Source organism: Porphyromonas gulae DSM 15663, assembly GCF_000378065.1.
GTDB classification, from domain to species: Bacteria; Bacteroidota; Bacteroidia; order Bacteroidales; family Porphyromonadaceae; genus Porphyromonas; species Porphyromonas gulae.
In genome coordinates this window covers 1-15,741 of record NZ_KB899172.1, presented here as the reverse complement: position 1 = coordinate 15,741, position 15,741 = coordinate 1, and the positions used below count along the sequence as shown (strand labels likewise).

Genomic DNA, 15,741 nt, shown 5'->3' with positions numbered 1-15,741 from the left:
CCTTACTTCCAAATCCAAGTGATTGTGTCTCATGTGGAATCCACCTCTTTTCCCTCTGCAATACAGCCTTCTATGCGAGGAAACGATAGGATTTTTTTATTTTTGAGACCAACAAAAAAGAATACCCCCCCCTCGACTATAGAAAACACAAGGCGCGGAAAGGAGAGTTGTCCGATCTACACCTTTCTGTATCCGATAGAGGGAGATTAGAGACCTGACTGCAAAAAGTGGATTTATGAAAGAAAATGGGAAAATATACAGGCATTTGACCGAAGAAGAAATATCCGTGCTGGAAGGCAACTACTGCCAGTGCGCCGATTGGACGATGGTGGAGGTGGCAGAAGGCTTCGATGCGAATCGTTGTCTGCACGTCATGTTCAGCGGACAGATCCGGATCGGATCCACGCGAGGAAGTCACCTGTTGCCGGGAGGCCTCCACGTGCCTACGGGTATCAATATCGCACGCCTGCACAACTGCATCATCGGAGATGAAGTCGTCATCTTCCATGTCAATAGCTATTTGGCTAATTACAGGATAGGCGATTATACCCGAATCGAAAACATTGATACCATAGCCGTAACGGAATCCACCACCTTCGGCAACGGCGTGGAGGTAACCGTGCTGAACGAAACCGGCGGACGCGAGGTTACGATCACTGACAACCTGACTGCCCAGACGGCCTATCTGATGGCCATGTACAGGCATGACAAGGTGCTGACCGAATCGCTCGCTGCCATGGCCAAAGCTTATGCCGAGTCGCGCCGGTCGGATATGGGAGCAATAGGCTCTCATGTGGTTATCCACGGATGCAATACGATAGAGAATGTTTGTATCGGAGATTATACCGAGATCACCGGTGCCTCGCACCTCTGCAACGGCAGTATCAACAGCAAGAAAGAAGCTCCCGTGTCGGTGGGCTATAATGTCGTCTGCCGCGATTTCATCCTCTGTTCGGGCAGCAGCGTCACGGATGGAGTCACCGTTTCGCACTGTTTTGTGGGGCAGGGTACCCATTTGGGGCACCTTTTCTCTGCACATGATTCGCTCTTCTTTGCCAACTGCCAGGGCGAAAACGGCGAAGCCTGTGCCGTCTTTGCCGGGCCTTACACGGTGTCGATGCACAAGTCGAGCCTGCTCATTGCCGGTCTATACTCTTTCCTCAATGCCGGTAGCGGCTCCAACCAGAGCAATCACCTCTACAAGCTCGGCCCCATCCATCAGGGCATCGTGGAGCGCGGATCGAAGACCACGAGCGACTCTTACATCCTCTGGCCTTCCAGGATAGGGCCTTTCACATTGGTGATGGGACGACACGTACACCATATCGACAGCTCGGCCTTCCCCTTCTCTTATATCATAGAGGACCGAAACGAATCCTATTTGGTGCCGGGTATCAATCTGCGCAGTGTCGGGACCATTCGTGACGCCAAGAAGTGGCCGGCGAGAGATAAGCGTAAAGATCCGGATTTGCTGGACAATATCAACTTCAACCTCTTGAGTCCTTTCACTGCCGGTAAGATGATGCGAGGCAGTCGGAAGCTGAAGAAGCTACGCAAGATACTGGGCAGCGAGGGACAGACCTATGTCTATCACGATATGCGCATACGTTCCTCTGCTTTGGACAAGGGGTTGATGTTCTATGAGATGGGGCTGAACAAGTTTTTCGGCAACTCCATCATCAAACGCCTTGAGGATTGTCCTTGCCGTACGGATGAGGAGGTATTGGCCGCTCTCAAACCCACCCACAATGAGGGAGATGGCAGCTGGGTGGACATCTGTGGTATGATCGCTCCGCAACAACAGATCCACCGCCTTACTTCCTTGATCAAAGAAGGCCGGATCAAGAGCCTTGCGGAGGTGAATGAGCGGATGAAGGATATTCATGGCCGATACTACGACTATGAATGGTGCTGGGCATACAATGCTCTGCTCGAATGGTACGAGCTGAACCCCGAGGATCTCACCCGATCCAAAGTAGCCGAACTGGTGCATACATGGATGCGTTCGGTGATCCGCCTGGACGAGATGCTCTATGAGGATGCCAAGAAGGAATTCCAAATGCACAGTCAGGTAGGCTTCGGGATAGACTTGGTGGGGGAGATGAAGCACCGCGATTTCGATGAGGTACGGGGCGATTTCGAAAGCAATCCCTTCATCGTCGAGGTGGTGGAGCACATCCGGAAAAAGCGTGCTCTCGGCGAAGAGATGCTCTCTCGTCTGGAGTGAAAACAGCCATTCGGCCGCGTCTTTCGACGAATGGGGGTATGGAAAATATGCTTTTCTTTGTAATAAACTGATAGAAAAGAATAATGACTGCATATAAACGAGTGCTGCTCAAACTGAGCGGCGAGTCGCTCATGGGTGCTCAGCAATACGGCATCGACCCGAATCGGTTGGCCGATTATGCCTCGGACATCAAGGAAGCTTGTGCCATGGGCGTACAGATCGGTATCGTCATCGGAGGAGGTAATATCTTCCGTGGAGTGAGCGGTGCCGCCAAGGGGTTCGACCGTGTCAAAGGAGATCAGATGGGCATGCTGGCCACGGTAATCAACAGCTTGGCTCTCAGCTCTGCTCTTGAGGGGATAGGGGTGAAGACCAAGGTGCTTACGGCCGTACGCATGGAGCCGATAGGGGAGTTCTACAACAAATGGCATGCCATAGAATTGCTCGAACAGGGTTATGTGACTATTTTCTCTTGCGGCACAGGCAATCCTTTCTTCACCACGGATACCGGCTCATCGCTTCGCGGCATCGAGATAGAAGCCGATGCCATGCTCAAGGGAACGCGCGTGGATGGTATCTACACGGCAGATCCGGAGAAGGATCCTTCGGCTACGAAGTTCGACAGGATCACCTACGATGAGATTTATGCCCGAGGTCTGAAAGTAATGGATCTGACTGCCACGGCCATGTGTATGGAGAATAACCTGCCCATCGTCGTCTTCGATATGGATACGCCGGGGAACCTCCTCAAGGTGTTGAGAGGAGAGAAGATCGGCACATACGTTTCAAATACGAGTGCCTGAAGGAATAGCAAGACAAAACAAATACATATAGAGATATGGAAATAAAAGAACTGATAGCCAAAGCAACGGCTAATATGGAGAAGGCAGTGGAGTATCTGGACGAGCAGCTGTCTCATGTGCGTGCGGGAAAGGCCAGCCCCAAACTCCTCGATGGTATCATGGTCATGTACTACGGCAGTGCCACTCCTCTGACACAGGTGGCATCCGTCAATACGCCCGATGCGAAGACCATCGTAGTCACCCCGTGGGAGCGTTCCCTGATCAAGGACATCGAGAAGGCTATCATGGACTCTCCGCTTGGGATTACTCCCGAGAACAACGGTGAGCTGATTCGTCTGGGCCTTCCTCCTCTGACAGAGGAACGCCGCCGCCAGTTGGTGAAGCAGACCAAAGGAGATGCCGAGGACGCCAAGGTGAGTGTACGCAATGCCCGCCGCGATGCCATCGATGCGATCAAGAAAAGCGTCAAGACCGATGGTACTCCTGAGGATGTAGCCAAAGATGCAGAGGCAGAGATGCAGAAGGTTCACGATCGTTATATCAAGAAGATCGACGAACTCTTTGCCGAAAAGGAAAAGGAAATCATGACCGTGTAAGCGTGAAAAATCTATCCCCTCAGCGATGAAGCAGAGTTTCTTGATTCTGCCTCATCGCTGTTTTATTACACCGCAAAGCCGTTTATGGATGGAGTCGTAGTTAAGAATACGGGTAGTCAGTATCTGGTGCGTTGCACGGATGGCACGGAGCTATACTGCATGGCCAAAGGCAACCTGCGGCTCAAAGGCATCCGCTCCACCAATCCCGTAGCCGTAGGCGATCGCGTGGAGATCGTCCCCACCTCTCAGCAAGGGCAGCCGGCCTATATCAAACGAATCCATCCCCGACGCAATTATATCATCAGGCGAGCCAGCAATCTCTCGAAAGAGTCCCATATACTGGGAGCCAACTTGGATGCTGCCATGCTGGTCTGTACCATCAACGATCCGGTGACTACCACCGTCTTTATCGATCGTTTCCTCGCTACGGCAGAAGCCTATCGCGTACCGGTTATTCTTGTATTCAACAAAATAGACTGCTACACGCAAGAAGATCGCTTGCAATTGGGCCGGCTGTCGGCTGTCTACACCGCCATAGGCTACCCCTGCTGCCACGTGTCGGCGACTACGGGCGAAGGTCTCCCGGCACTCAAGACCCTGCTCGATGGCAAGCTGACACTCCTGGCCGGCCATTCAGGCGTAGGCAAAAGCACCTTGATCAATGCCCTGATCCCTCATGCCGATTTGCGTACAGGGGCCATATCCCAAGCCCATCATACCGGCATGCATACGACCACCTTCTCACAAATGATCGACTTCCCCGATCTCTCTCCCGGGTCGGCTCTTATCGATACACCCGGGATCAAAGGCTTCGGTACGTTGGAAATGGGCGAGTATGAAGTCTCTCATTATTTCCCGGAGATATTCGCTGCGAGCGAGGGCTGTCGGTTCGGCAACTGCACGCATACGCACGAGCCGGGCTGTGCCGTTCTGGAAGCTCTTCGGAGGGGAGAGATAGCCGAGAGTCGCTATATCAGCTACTTGAGCATTCTCGAAGACGAAAATGCCGAGCGGTATCGTCCCGAATACTGACGGACGAACGTTTTCTTATCTTTGTCCCATAAAATTGGGAGAAGGGGTGCTTCCTGTAGCAATCGGAATGCGTGGATGGCTGAGAACAAACCCTCATCACCTGAACCGGACAATACCGGCGTAGGAAACTCTCCGTCCGACTATCTTCACGGCGAAGCAATCATTCCCCCTCTCTCTTCTTTGTCCAACTTCAATGATAAGAGATTTATGAAAAAACTTCACATGATTGCCGCCTTAGCCGTCTTGCCTTTCTGCCTGACGGCACAAGCACCCGTCTCCGACAGCGAGATAGATAGTCTTAGCAATATACAGCTCCAGACCGTACAGGTCGTAACTACTCGCGCCACGGCGAAAACACCTGTCGCTTACACTAACGTGCGCAAGGCCGAACTTGCCAAATCCAATTATGGTCGTGACATCCCCTATCTGCTGATGCTGACTCCCTCCGTGGTAGCCACCAGCGATGCCGGTACGGGGATCGGATATTCCGGCTTTCGCGTGCGTGGCACCGATGCCAATCGCATCAACATAACGACCAACGGAGTACCTCTCAACGACTCCGAATCTCAGTCCGTCTTTTGGGTGAATATGCCCGACTTCGCCTCTTCGATCGAAGACCTTCAGGTGCAGCGAGGTGTGGGTACTTCCACCAATGGTGCCGGAGCTTTCGGGGCAAGCGTCAATATGCGTACGGAGAATCTGGGACTGGCTCCTTATGGTCGTGTCGATTTGAGCGGAGGTTCGTTCGGCACATTCCGTCGCTCGGTCAAACTCGGTAGCGGACGCATCGGCCGCCACTGGGCAGTGGATGCTCGCCTGTCCAAGATCGGATCGGACGGCTACGTGGATAGAGGAAGCGTGGACCTGAAATCCTATTTTGCACAAGTGGGCTATTTCGGCGGCAACACGGCTCTCAAGTTCATCACTTTCGGAGGAAAAGAAGTTACGGGTATCGCATGGAACGGTCTTTCCAAGGAGGATGAAGCCAAATATGGCCGCCGATACAACAGTGCCGGTCTTATGTACGTGGATGCGCAAGGAGTACCGCACTACTACCACAATACAGACAATTACGAGCAGCGTCACTACCATGCCATCATGACGCACAGCTTCTCTCGTGCTGTTATCCTCAACCTCACGGCACACTATACGGCCGGATATGGCTATACGGACGAATATCGTACCGGACGTAAACTAAAGGAATATGCACTGCAACCCTACGTGGAAAACGGCGTGACCGTGAAGAAAACGGATCTCATCCGTCAGAAGTATCTGGACAATGACTTCGGAGGACTCATCGGTTCGCTTAACTGGCGTACCGGTGCATGGGATTTGCAGTTCGGGACCTCGGGCAATATCTATAAAGGAGACCACTTCGGCCGTATCACTTACATCAAAAAGTACAACCAGCCCTTAGCTCCCGACTTCGAATATTATCGGAACAGGGCAGACAAAAGAGAGGGGGCGGCCTTTGCCAAAGCCAACTGGCAGATCACTCCGGATCTGAATATGTATGCCGACCTCCAATATCGTACCATCGGTTACACGATAAACGGCATCACGGACGAATACGATGAGGTACAGGGAAGTATGCAGCATATCGATTTGGACAAGACCTTCCGCTTCCTCAATCCGAAAGCAGGTCTTACCTATAGTTTCGACGATGCTCATACTGCCTATGCTTCTGTAGCGGTGGCACACCGCGAGCCTAACAGAACCAATTACACCGAGGCCGGAATAGGACAGTATCCTACACCTGAACGACTGATCGATTATGAGCTGGGCTACCGCTATGCTTCGCCTCTCTTGTCGGCCGGAGTAGGTCTCTATTATATGCAATACAAGGATCAGCTCGTGCTGGATGGCCGTTTGAGCGATGTGGGACAGATGCTCACAAGCAACGTCCCCGACAGCTACCGTATGGGACTGGAGCTGACTCTCGGTTGGCAGATTCTTCCGCGTTTGCTGCGTTGGGATGCTTCTTTCACCGTGAGCCGCAACAAAATCGATCGCTACGTGCAATATACATCCGTATATGATGCCGACTACAACTGGCTCGAACTCAAGGAGGAGACCCTCGAGAATACGGATATAGCCTACTCGCCCAATGTCATTGCCGGTAGCATGCTTACCCTCTCTCATGCCGGTTTCGAAATGGCTTGGACGAGCCGCTTCGTCAGCAAGCAATATCTGGACAATACGCAGCGCAGCGATCGCATGCTCCCCTCCTATTGGGTGAACGACCTCCGTCTCGGCTATGTGCTGCCGGTTCACTTCGTTAAGAGAGTGGCATTGGGCGTACAGCTCAACAACCTCTTCAACCTCATGTATGCATCCAACGCCTACGTCTACGATGCCGGTTACGTACAGTCGGCCGGAGGACAAAGTGCATATGCCGACCTGCGCTATTATCCTCAGGCCGGATTCAATGCACTGGGTAGTCTGACGATCGATTTTTAATCCGATGATGACAGCGGTGACCCAATTCATCCTGGCTCATCCCATCGAGCTGGCAGCAGCACTCGTCAATTTTATTTGGGTCTATCTCGAATATAAGGCGAGTGTCTGGCTGTGGCCTGTGGGGATCATCCTGCCGTTCTTCTACATTTATCTCTCGGTCGAGGCACAGTTCTATGGCAATGTGCTCATCAATGTCTACTACCTGATCACCAGTATTATCGGCTGGGTGATGTGGCTTCGCCACCGCGAAGGGACAGAAGAGGGTGCCATCGTATCCATCTCCCCGCGTGTGCTGTGGATCAGCCTTGCTGCGGCTACGGTGGCTTTTCTCCCGATGTTCTATGTATTGTCCCACTATACGGATAGTCTTGTGCCGTGGGCCGATACGCTTGCCACTGTAATCAGCTTTGTCGGGATGATTTGGCTGGCACGTCGCATCCGTCAGCACTGGGTGTGCTGGTTCGTAGCCAATATCATCAGCTTATCCCTTTTCTATAAATCCGGCGACCATATCACCACTGTCGTCTTTGCCGTCAATACCGTTATGTCCGTTCTGGGATATTTCCGGTGGCGCAAGATGCAACGACAGGCCGCAATCAGTATCGACCTATGATATTCTTCCCCTCGCTTACTCCGGAGACAGCTCCGCTTTTTGTTATTCTGGCCAAGGGTGAATTTCCTCGTAAAACCCTCCCCCTTGCTATCCTCCGGCGGGCATCGGAGCATCCTGAAGGTACTATTGTCTGTTGTGATGGTGCCATACAGAACTTGCTGGACTATGGTGCAGAGCCGGATGCAGTAGTGGGCGACTTGGATTCTTTTACAGGCTCACGACATATTTTGCCTGCAGAAAAACTACATCGCATAGACGAGCAGGATACCAATGACCTGACGAAGGCTGTTATGTTCTCGGCCAAGACCTATTCTCCACGCGAGGTCTGTCTGCTGGGGACATCGGGTCGTCGTGAAGATCATTTTGTCGGCAATCTGGCACTTCTGCCCGGATATACCCGCTTTTTCGAAAAGATCGTGATGCCTACGGATTACGGATGTTTTTTGGCTTTTAACGGGGAGGCTCGCATAGAAGTGGAGCGAGGGAGACAAATCTCTATATTCAGCTTCAGCGGATCAGCCGTCACGGCCGAAGGCCTGAAGTGGCCACTTAGCAATACCACTCTGCCGGAGTTGTGGTGCGGAACGCTCAACGAGGCAGTGAGCGATACGATCTATCTATCCTCTGCTGCCCCGTTGGTCGTCTTTGTGGCTGATGAAGTGAAAAACCGGTAGAATAAAACTACCCCTCTGCCCCCTTTAAGAGAGGGGCGAACCGCTCATCTTGCGATAAAAAGGGGCAGACTGAGATTACGACAGACCAAACTCGGCTTTGATCCTGTCTACGTAATCCAACTTTTCCCAGGTGAACAGCTCCACGATTCGCATCTGTTCCGTTCCCTGCTCATCGACGAAGGTTTTGTATGCTTCGTAGGGTTCGCGTCCGAAGTGGCCGTATGCTGCGGTCTCTTCGTATATCGGATTGCGGAGCTTCAGACGTTGCTCGATGGCGTAAGGACGCATATCGAAGAGCTTCTTGATCTTCTCCGCTATTTGTCCATCCGATAGCGCCACATGATTGCGGCCTTTCGTATTAACGTATATGCTTACCGGCTCTGCCACTCCGATGGCATAGGCCACCTGTACAAGCATTTCGTCGGCCACGCCGGCTGCAACCATATTTTTGGCTATGTGTCGGGCTGCATAAGCCGCGGAGCGGTCTACCTTGGATGGATCCTTGCCGGAAAAAGCTCCACCGCCATGAGAGGCCCTGCCTCCGTAAGTATCTACTATGATCTTGCGTCCCGTCAGCCCCGTGTCTCCATGCGGCCCTCCGATTACAAACTTACCCGTAGGATTGACGAAGAGGCGTACCTTTTCATCGAATAGGGCGGCGATCTCCGGTTTGTATAGCATTTTCACTCGGGGGATCAGGATGGTAGCAATGTCATGGTGGATGCGCTCCTGCATCATCCGGTCGGCTTTTGCTTCGGAGATGCTGTCCGATGCTTGGACGAATTCGTCATGCTGGGTGGAAATCACGATCGTGTCTATCCGGATGGGTCTGCCCTCATCGTCATGTTCGATCGTCACTTGACTCTTGGCATCAGGGCGCAAATAAGGCATCGGTGAAGAAGGCTCCTTGCGAATAGCTGCCAGTTCATAGAGGAGGTGGTGCGCCAGATCCAGCGTCAGGGGCATGTAGTTCTCCGTCTCGTTCGTGGCATAACCGAACATCATACCTTGGTCTCCGGCTCCTTGCTCGGATCGATCCGAGCGATCGACTCCGCGATTGATGTCCGCACTCTGCTCGTGAATACTGGAGAAGATCCCGCAGCTGCGAGCATCGAAGCCGTATTCGCTTTTCGTGTAGCCGATTCTTTCGATGACACCACGCGCGGTCTCCTGTACGTCTACATACGAACGGCTTTTGACTTCGCCGGCCAAGACCACCTGTCCGGTGGTTACAAGCGTCTCGCAGGCCACTTTGGAGTCGGGGTCTGCAGCCAGAAATTGGTCGAGGATGGCGTCGGATATTTGGTCGGATACTTTGTCAGGATGACCCTCTGAAACCGATTCGGATGTGAATAGATAGCTCATATCTTTTTGTTTTTAATTTGTAAAACTTCCTTCGCACAGAAGGGCTTGCACACTCCATTGGAGAATAGCTGTCGATGAGCTTTCTAAGAAGAAATGTTTTAGCATTTTTTCTCGTGGTTGCAAGCATTACAAATCCTTCCACGCTGTTTGGTTCACCACAAAGATATAGCTTTTGGCGCAGGAAATCCTCGATAAGCGGAAAAATAACCATTCCCTGTGCCCTCGGCCCTAGTCCCCGATTCTGTTTCTTGTGTGGCTTTTAATTTTTCTCTTTACTTCCTGCATGGTATTCAACTTCTTGCTTCCGCATACGACTGCAGCATCATAACCACCTAATTCTTTTTTTGAGACAGAGCAAAAACATATAAAGTCCCCAAATAGCGCAACCTCGAATAATCCCCTCCTTTGAGGTTGTCAAAAAAATCTTTTTTATTGCCTCTTATACTGCCCGTGTTACCTGTTAAAAAAGCAATCTTTTTCCCACTCATATCTATTTCTTCTCTCACAAGAGAACGAATATACTCAGCTTCTTGTGGGCTCAATAAGGGAGAATCGTCAATACCTATTTTGTCAAGATTATTCAGCACTGCCTGTGGAATATCACTATACTTGTTTGTCATATGGTATATTTGTGCCACAGCACTTGTGTTTGAAAAAATCACAAAAAGTGAAATCAATATGCTTTTCATTGTTCTCTCTTATAAAATCATTTTACTACTTTGACGTAGTGTATTTTCTTCAATCCGAACTGCTTCATCTTCTTTTCTGTCTCGAGGCCGACAATGATAAGAAAAAACTTTTTGCCCTTATCCCCGAATCTGACATCCGATCGGCAGATGAAATCATTGGATTCTATTTCAAAATCTTCCTTTTTTTTCTTCAATGGTAGCGCAAGAGAATCAGCGGAGTCACAGCAATCATGATGGCCGCTGCAATCCATCTTATCGGGATCCAGTTCGAATACATTCTCTACAGAAAAGAAGTAATAGCCGGGATAATGTGTTAGTTCGGTAAAGGACAGCCCCGGATAGCCATTTGCATCGCAAAAATCCTTGAAGGGTTGCGATACTATATTGTAGCCGTCATACGTATACATAAAGGTCGACTTCCTGTTCAGCCTATAGTGTAGATCGTAGACATCTTTGATCCTGTTCCCACAAACAGGGCAGGCATCCGGCCGGTCTTTCGAACCATAGACGAAACCATCTTCATCTACTCCAAAAATAATCTTTGCTACCACGGTTTCCGTATCATTCATAAATATGTATCTGTCATTTATTAAGCAAAAAACTGACTTAATGCTTCGTTCTCAACCTCTTGACTACGTCTTCAGTCCGGAGTGAAAATTTACACCAATACACAATCGCAGCATCATAACCACCGCTCTCGGCTTTTTGGGCAGCATTGAAAATATACAATGTGCCATTATCGCAGGGGTAGTTTGGATCGGCAGAATGTTTTTCTTGCATATCAAAGTAATGATTTTTACCTCTTTCTCCACTAATTTTAATAAATCCTACTTGTTTATTGGTAAAATCAAAATCTTTACGAGTAGCCTCAAAAATGCTATTGAGATATGCACTCTCAGTTTCACTCAACAGAAAATTATCACTAATTGCTTTCTGTTCCATATCATTAGAATTGCTTTTGATAATAGGAGAACAACCGAATGCTATAATTTCCAAGCATGCTACTATAAATAACGTTTTCATTGTTTTTGTTTTTTATGGAATTTGACAAAGATACGGGCTTGTGTAAATCCCTAATTGTCTAAGAAGTAGTTGAGCATTTAAAAAATGCGGGTGGAATAAATATATGTTCGGAACTCCCGCACCCCATAAAGCCCTTGAAGTATGTCCTATGCAACTGTTAAGAAGTAAGTCCCAACGAGTTATACCTGATGCATATTTATTTATAGCTGTGGTGCTAACATTGTTCAATTCTATAGACCAAGTCCCTTTTGCTCCTAAATATGTATCCCACTCTAAATTTGCTTTTTTTATAGAGTTTTGCCAAGTTTCTAATAGGCTGTTTGATTTTACAACAGGGCTATCCAATGGAGGACCAACAGACACTAACGATTTTCCTTTTTTCATCAGTTATGGAGCTGTGACCCCACCAATCATCCTTGCTTGTTTTTGCAGAATTGACTTTAATATTTTGTCCACCACCTCTGAAAAGCGAAACGCCATCAGATAAATTTGCCAGAACCCCTAATCCATACCCCAAGTTTTCATACCACTCATTACCTTTTTTGCCGAGATAATCAAAGGAGCCGGTAGTAAAATTAAATAATGCAATACTAATACTCGTTGAAACTGCAACGTTTAATGTTTTTTCCTCAATATTTTAACAACCTCTTCTTTAGTGAGTAATCTTTTACTTGAAGAAACAATAACAGCATCATATCCAACCTGCTTTACTTCATCGTCATTAAAAATTATCAACTGAACCGAACCTGTAGGAAGAAAACCTTTTATTTCTATAAAATATTTTTCTTTATCAAAAAAATCTTTCTTTGCACTCTTTATTGTACCTGCATTACCTTTGAGAAATGCTACTTTTTTACCATAAAAATCAAATGCGTTTTTGTCTTTTTTAAAACGATAATTCAAGTACTTACTTTCGCAAACATTCAGTGTAGACACAGCATCCTTTCCCACTTCTGTAAGACAATCCAAAATGTCTTTGGATATATTTTCCTTCAACTTTTCTTGCCCTATTAAGAAATTATTAAAAATCAAAGATATACATAATATTAAAAACAATTGTTTCATTCTTTATTGATTTAAGAAATAAGAAAATGTCCAAGGTCTGATACCATTACTCCATTGGATGGTTGTTGATTTTAATTTGTTGCCGTTAAAAACGGCTAATGTTTTAGGTGCAAATTGCAAACTTGCACCAGATAGGGATTTTATTTTGAAAGGTCATTTAATATTTTCAACCGTTCCTTATTCGTCATTTTCAAAAAAGAAGGGTAGATCATTTTATAAATATTATCCGATATTAGTTTTTGTCTGCTGATAAAATTTTCACTATCATAGCACAAAAACTTATTTCTATCAATCAATATATTGCCATCTTCTCTTTTTGAATATTGAACAGTATTTGTTATCGCCTTGTCCCTTCTACATACATTTTTTACCTGCTCTTTTGAAAAGTTTACGGTAAAATAAATATCTTGAACAATCAAATCATTGTTTATAATGATAAATCCAATATGTGCCTGATCAGGCTTCTTCAAGGCATATTCGTAAATATAAACATCGCCGTCAATAATCGTCGTTTGAAGCGATTGACCGTCTGCCGATGGGTGCTTATCCATAGACTTAATAAAGTTGCCTAACTCCTTACTCTTGTATTTTTCTATACAACTTAAAATAACTGCTCGTTTATTGCCTAAATCTACAATCGGAGAGGGAGCTATGGTTTCAACAAACTTTTTTGTGCAGTTCTTAACCTCTTGAAAAGCCTCCGGACTGTATCGGAGTATATCGAAGTACACGCTTTGCGATGTATCATCTTCGGCAATTTGTTTGTCCTTAAAGCCTTCTGTAATACATACACAAAGGAAATACTCTTTGAGCAACTCTCTTTGTACTTCGGTCTTTTTTAAATCTGCTGTTGTATGCTGTCCGTAACAACTCGCAAGAGATAAAACGGACAACGCTAAAATGAAATATAACCTTTTCATGTTGTTTTTTTCGTCAATGAATTATCGTTTTATGAGTAAAATAGATGATATTTATACTACTTATTAAAAACATGGAAAGCGAGTTTTGTATGCTCCACTCTTTATCCTCTCAAAGATTTCATCAGGGTTTATTACAAGGCCTATTTCAGCATTCCGATTTTCTCCTCTGAGCTCACCGACAAACTTCATTGGTTGGTTAATTTTCCACACCAACCAACGTTTGGATACAGGGACATAACCATCTTGATCGTAGGTCCTAAAAAGGACATTCACGTCTTCTTCGAAACCGATCCGACCAACTTTATACCACAAATCCGACTGAATACCCCATCGGAGGACTGTGTGTGCATAAAAATCAACCTTGCCCGCGGTAATATTTTCTAAGATCGGAGAATAGTCTAAGGGATATTCTTCTACAAAAGCACGTATTACACTGCTGTTGAGCTGTGTCATGTCATTTGCGATGTACTGAAAGTATTTCTTGCAATTATCCAATTGGACTTCAAAAACGTCCCCTATCCTTGTGATTATTCGCTTTGCCATGCTCTTATTCTTCTACCTCATATCTATCATTGCAAGATCCTTTCCCGACCACGGGTTAATTCCATTCGCATACGAAACACCAATGGTTGAGGCTACTCCATTGCCATGTTCCGTCCCATACCGTTAAATGAATTAGAGAATGCGACATCCAAACTTTACCCTTGAACTTTCTAATTAAGAAAGTCGTTGTTAGACTCTCTTAAATCATAAATTGTCATCTATCTTGAATTCTTGAGCAATGATTACGATTGTGCTTTTTGTGGAATTGGTTTCAATCTCATAATAATTTAAGTCAACATCATCGATCAATCCTTCCCATTTTTTATAAAGCTCTTTTACCAAATAACTGTTTCGATCTTCTGAATACGCTTTGAAAATAGAATCTAAAGCAACTATGCCAAAATTCATTTCAAAACTGGCGAAATATACATTGCTAAAAGTTATTGTACTTTTTATCCCATTAGTCCAGATTATATCTAATTGGATAATGTCCCTTTTCCCAGGGTTACTTCTGTCGATGGATATGTTTTTGATTACGGCATCATGCCAATTTAAATCATTAAAATCCATTTTTTTGTTTTATTTATGCTACCAAGGCCATCTGTTAATGTCGAAAATATGTGTTTTATTCCCATTTAGATGGAAATGACTTGTGTTTGGACCTTTATATCGGAAGAGTTGGAGGATCTATTCGTACAATCTCAATAAATTTTCCATCCACTATCTTTCCGTAACTTCCAAATCTTCCGTATGGATTTTCTATCAAATTATCAGGAATATAAGCACCTTTTGGTAGAACTATACCGTCAGAAGTCACTGTAAATACATCCGAATAAGTATTTAAATCATTAGGTTTAACTTGTGACGAAATAGAGGTATTTAAAGATTTTCCTGTCCACGGACTTATTCCATTCGCATAAGAAACGCCAACGGTTGAGGCTACTCCGATGGCTCCTCCTATTGCCATGCTCTGTCCTATACCGTTAAATGAATTAGGGAATGCGACATCCAAACTTTGCCCTTGAAGCAAACCAGCCGTAGTACCACCTGCAATATGACCCGCTCCAGCTGCTAAAGGCGAAACTACTGCCGAACGAAGAACAGGGCTATTGATGTTGTTTACAAGCAGAGATGAATTGGGTGCCCAATAACCGGCACTTCCTCCTGCAAATCCAGATACACCACCAATGCAGGCATTTTTCCCAACCTGCGTCCAGTCAACGTTCTCTATCCCACTAAAATTTTTTCCGGTTTGAGCAACTATATCATTATTCGTGGATACTAAAGCCCCCATTCCGGCAGCAATGCTTGCTATTGTTAAAATTCCGGCACCTGCCGCCGCCACAACTGTCGTTGCAACTGCAGCGGCAGAACCAACAATAAAAGATGAAATCCCATCCCAAAAACCTTCAATATTTTCTTTATTAGAAAAGAAATTAAGCCCCCCTCCCAATGCCGCTACCCCCAGTAGAACCCAAGCAAATTCTCCGCTAGGATCCGTAAACTTGAGGGGATTATTGAGGCAGTAGCTGTAGCGGTTGAAGTTTTGAGAGAAGTCCGGCATCTGTACATAGGGATCCGGCGAGAGGAAGCGTCCGATAGCAGGGTCGTACAGTCGGGCATTCATATTGACCAATCCAAACCAGGGAAGATACTCGTGCCCTGTATAGCCCCGTCCGAGCAGGAGCAGTCGGTCATAGTCGGTGGACAACTCTTCGCTTCGGGTATAAG

General features: G+C 46.9%; 17 protein-coding genes and 1 riboswitch. Of the genes, 7 read left to right on the top strand and 10 right to left on the bottom strand.

The genetic code is table 11. From position 1 onward, the window contains the following. The first annotated feature begins 235 nt into the window (after window positions 1-235). The 7 genes from F452_RS0108205 to F452_RS0108175 all read left to right on the top strand — a co-directional run bounded on the left by F452_RS0108205 (window position 236) and on the right by F452_RS0108175 (window position 8,405). Entirely contained in the window at window positions 236-2,227 is a 1,992-nt protein-coding gene (locus F452_RS0108205) for a DUF4954 family protein (protein WP_018965732.1), read from the top strand. An 83-nt stretch (window positions 2,228-2,310) separates the two neighbouring features. Continuing rightward, window positions 2,311-3,030, top strand: a complete 720-nt coding sequence (pyrH, locus tag F452_RS0108200; RefSeq protein WP_018965731.1) for a UMP kinase — start codon at window positions 2,311-2,313, stop codon at window positions 3,028-3,030. Between the two features lie 35 nt (window positions 3,031-3,065). Further along, window positions 3,066-3,626 (top strand): ribosome recycling factor, encoded by a 561-nt coding sequence (frr, locus tag F452_RS0108195; RefSeq protein WP_018965730.1) that lies wholly within the window; start codon window positions 3,066-3,068, stop codon window positions 3,624-3,626. An 84-nt stretch (window positions 3,627-3,710) separates the two neighbouring features. Continuing rightward, window positions 3,711-4,658, top strand: coding sequence for a ribosome small subunit-dependent GTPase A (gene rsgA, locus F452_RS0108190; protein ID WP_018965729.1), 948 nt, complete (start codon window positions 3,711-3,713; stop codon window positions 4,656-4,658). 32 nt (window positions 4,659-4,690) lie between these two features. Next, window positions 4,691-4,804, top strand: a riboswitch (TPP riboswitch). 76 nt (window positions 4,805-4,880) lie between these two features. Further along, a complete protein-coding gene (locus F452_RS0108185) occupies window positions 4,881-7,118 on the top strand; it encodes a TonB-dependent receptor (RefSeq protein WP_080637714.1) in 2,238 nt (745 codons plus the stop codon). 4 nt (window positions 7,119-7,122) lie between these two features. Further along, window positions 7,123-7,731, top strand: coding sequence for a nicotinamide riboside transporter PnuC (gene pnuC / locus F452_RS0108180; protein WP_018965727.1), 609 nt, complete (start codon window positions 7,123-7,125; stop codon window positions 7,729-7,731). Further along, window positions 7,728-8,405 carry a thiamine diphosphokinase gene (locus tag F452_RS0108175; protein ID WP_018965726.1) on the top strand — a complete coding sequence of 226 codons (678 nt, stop codon included), beginning with the start codon at window positions 7,728-7,730 and terminating at the stop codon, window positions 8,403-8,405. The genes pnuC and F452_RS0108175 overlap by 4 nt, the downstream gene beginning before the upstream one ends. 75 nt (window positions 8,406-8,480) lie before the next feature. Here F452_RS0108175 and metK read toward each other — a convergent pair whose 3' ends face one another. The 10 genes from metK to F452_RS12865 all read right to left on the bottom strand — a co-directional run. Further along, window positions 8,481-9,770, bottom strand: a complete 1,290-nt coding sequence (gene metK / locus F452_RS0108170; protein ID WP_018965725.1) for a methionine adenosyltransferase — start codon at window positions 9,768-9,770, stop codon at window positions 8,481-8,483. A 332-nt stretch (window positions 9,771-10,102) separates the two neighbouring features. Beyond that, window positions 10,103-10,459 (bottom strand): hypothetical protein, encoded by a 357-nt coding sequence (locus F452_RS0108165; RefSeq protein ID WP_039443784.1) that lies wholly within the window; start codon window positions 10,457-10,459, stop codon window positions 10,103-10,105. A 17-nt stretch (window positions 10,460-10,476) separates the two neighbouring features. After that, window positions 10,477-11,028 (bottom strand): hypothetical protein, encoded by a 552-nt coding sequence (locus F452_RS0108160; protein WP_018965723.1) that lies wholly within the window; start codon window positions 11,026-11,028, stop codon window positions 10,477-10,479. Window positions 11,029-11,065: 37 nt separating this feature from the next. Beyond that, a complete protein-coding gene (locus F452_RS0108155; protein ID WP_018965722.1) occupies window positions 11,066-11,482 on the bottom strand; it encodes a hypothetical protein in 417 nt (138 codons plus the stop codon). 12 nt (window positions 11,483-11,494) lie between these two features. Beyond that, window positions 11,495-11,866, bottom strand: coding sequence for a hypothetical protein (locus tag F452_RS12115; protein WP_152567034.1), 372 nt, complete (start codon window positions 11,864-11,866; stop codon window positions 11,495-11,497). 231 nt (window positions 11,867-12,097) lie between these two features. After that, the gene (locus F452_RS0108150) at window positions 12,098-12,547 is read right to left on the bottom strand and encodes a hypothetical protein (protein ID WP_018965721.1); all 450 of its coding nucleotides are present in this window, start codon (window positions 12,545-12,547) and stop codon (window positions 12,098-12,100) included. Window positions 12,548-12,687: 140 nt separating this feature from the next. Continuing rightward, the gene (locus F452_RS0108145; RefSeq protein ID WP_018965720.1) at window positions 12,688-13,467 is read right to left on the bottom strand and encodes a hypothetical protein; all 780 of its coding nucleotides are present in this window, start codon (window positions 13,465-13,467) and stop codon (window positions 12,688-12,690) included. 63 nt (window positions 13,468-13,530) lie between these two features. After that, entirely contained in the window at window positions 13,531-14,010 is a 480-nt protein-coding gene (locus tag F452_RS0108140; RefSeq protein WP_018965719.1) for a hypothetical protein, read from the bottom strand. Between the two features lie 204 nt (window positions 14,011-14,214). Next, complete coding sequence (locus F452_RS0108135; RefSeq protein WP_018965718.1) at window positions 14,215-14,580, bottom strand: hypothetical protein; 366 nt, start codon at window positions 14,578-14,580, stop codon at window positions 14,215-14,217. 94 nt (window positions 14,581-14,674) lie between these two features. Continuing rightward, window positions 14,675-15,741, bottom strand: a 1,067-nt coding sequence (locus tag F452_RS12865; protein WP_018965717.1) for an RHS repeat-associated core domain-containing protein, incomplete at its 5' end; no start/stop codon positions are given.